A 2057-nucleotide genomic window follows, 5' to 3' on the forward strand; every position below is an offset into this window, starting at 1 on the left:
AATGTGTATAAGAGACAGGCCGCCAGTTCGGCGCGGGCGCGCTCACGGGACGCAGCGCGGGACATGCCACGGCAGCGCGGCCCGAAGGCCACGTTGTCCACCACACTCATATGGGTGAAGACTCCGGGTGCCTGGGACAGCAGGGCGACGCCGCGGCGGCCGGCCGCCACGAAGACGCGCTCGCCGTCAACCAGGTCGTCTCCCACCCGTACCTGCCCGCCCGCAGCGTCAAGCAAGCCGGCGGCAACCTCACACACCGTGGACTTGCCCGAACCATTGGGGCCGATGAGGGCCAGGGTCCGTCCTGCAGCCACCTCCAACTCCACGCTCACGCCGCGCGACTGGCTGGTGAAGCGCAGCTCAAGGGGGGCGCCAGAGCACGGTCGGTGCGGGCTGCGGCTCAAGGCGCGGCCCGGGGCGCCGGGTGCAGGCGCTCCGGGATCCTCCGGTGCCAACGCGGCGGGCTGTGTCGATTCCGCCGCCGGGGACGGCAGGGCGCGGTTGGTGCGCCACAGTCGCCCGACGGCGTCCCAGCGCACGCTGGTGGCCCCCACGACGAGGAACGACAGGCCAATGAGCACCACCGCCAGCGCCAGCGAGGTGGCTGGGTCGTTCTCCCGCTCCAGGTAGATCGCCAGCGGCATCGTCCGGGTCACGCCCTCCTTGGAACCGGCGAAGGCGATGGTGGCACCGAACTCGCCGAGACTGCGCCCCAGCGCCAGCGCCGTGCCCCGGGCCAGCGCGGGAGCGGCCAACGGCAGGGTGATGCGACGCAGGACCGTCCCCGGGCCGGCGCTGAGCGTGCGCGCGATCGTCTCGGAGCGGGTGTCGCGCGAGCGCAGTGCCGCCTCCAAGGTGACCACCAGGTAGGGCATGGAGACGAACACCTGGGCGATGACCACCGCCGCGGTGGTAAAGGAAACCTGCATGCCGGCGCCCCGCAGGGCCGAACCGAGCAGGCCGCGCTTGCCCAGCGTGGCCAGCAGGGCGGTGCCGGCCACGACGGGCGGCATGGTCATGGGCAACACCGCCAGCACCCGGCCGATCCTCACCCCGGGCCAGTCGTGGGCCAGCACAATGGCCAACGGCACACCCAGCGCCACCGAGATGACGGTGGCCAGCACACAGGTGCGCAAGGACAGTCCCAGCGCGAGACGGGCCGGTTCCGAGGCGAGCAGTGCCGGCAGCTGCGACCAGGCGACCCGACTGCCCAGGCCCACGAAGGGCAGCAGCATGGCGCAGGCCCCCACCACGGCCGCGGCCACGACGACCACCGGTAGGCGGGTGCGTGCGGCACGGGACCGGCCGGTGCCCGCAGGGAGCCGCCGCGGGTGCGCGGGCAGCGCCGCGTCGTCCGAAGGGGTGTCGTCCACGGCGCTACCGGCCGGAGGGCGCGCCGAAGCCGTAGCCGGCGAGAACCGCCTGCCCCGCGTCGGAGACAACCAGATCGACGAACGCCTGGGCGGCCTCGGGGTTGGCGGCGCTGCGGGTGACGGCGATGGGGTAATGGTTGACGACGTCGTTGTCGGGCAGGGCAATGGTGCGTACGGCGTCGCCCGCGTCGGCGGCGTCGGTGGTGTAGACGATGCCGGCATCGGCCTCACCGGAGGCAACCTTGCCGCGCACGTCGGTGACTTTCTGCTCCTCGGAGACCGGGTTCAGGGTCACGCCAAGCTCCTCGGTGAGCTTGACGGTGGCCTCGCCGCAGGGCACCTCCGGGGCACAGATGACCAGGTCGGCGCCGTCCAGGGAGCCGTCGTCGATTCCGGTGACGCCCGCGGGGTTATCGGCCGGGGTGATGAGGGTGAGCACATTGGTGGCGAACTCGGTCTGCTCGCCGACCAGCTCCTGGGAGACGGCATCCTCCATCGTGGAGTTGTTGGCGGTGGCGAGCACATCCGCGGCTCCGCCCTCGGCCAGGGCGGTCACCAGGTCCTGCGAGCCCTGGAAGTCGAAGGTGACCAAGACGTTGGGATAGGTCGTCTGGAAGTCGGCGGCGATGTCCTCGAAGGCGTCCTGCAGGGAGGCGGCGGCGAACACGACCAACTCACCCGTGA

At 71.9% G+C, this 2057-nt stretch carries 2 protein-coding genes; both read right to left on the reverse strand.

Annotated features, from left to right (window positions below; translation table 11 throughout):
- On the reverse strand, positions 1 to 1235 hold a 1235-nt coding region (locus RWX45_RS08890), incomplete at its 3' end, for an ABC transporter permease subunit (RefSeq protein WP_410050703.1).
- Positions 1236 to 1377: 142 nt separating this feature from the next.
- Positions 1378 to 2057 (reverse strand): molybdate ABC transporter substrate-binding protein (gene modA / locus RWX45_RS08895; RefSeq protein WP_316023374.1); only part of this gene is annotated, 680 nt, incomplete at its 5' end.

The sequence above is a fragment of the Actinomyces sp. MRS3W genome (assembly GCF_032465695.1).
GTDB lineage: Bacteria > Actinomycetota > Actinomycetes > Actinomycetales > Actinomycetaceae > Actinomyces.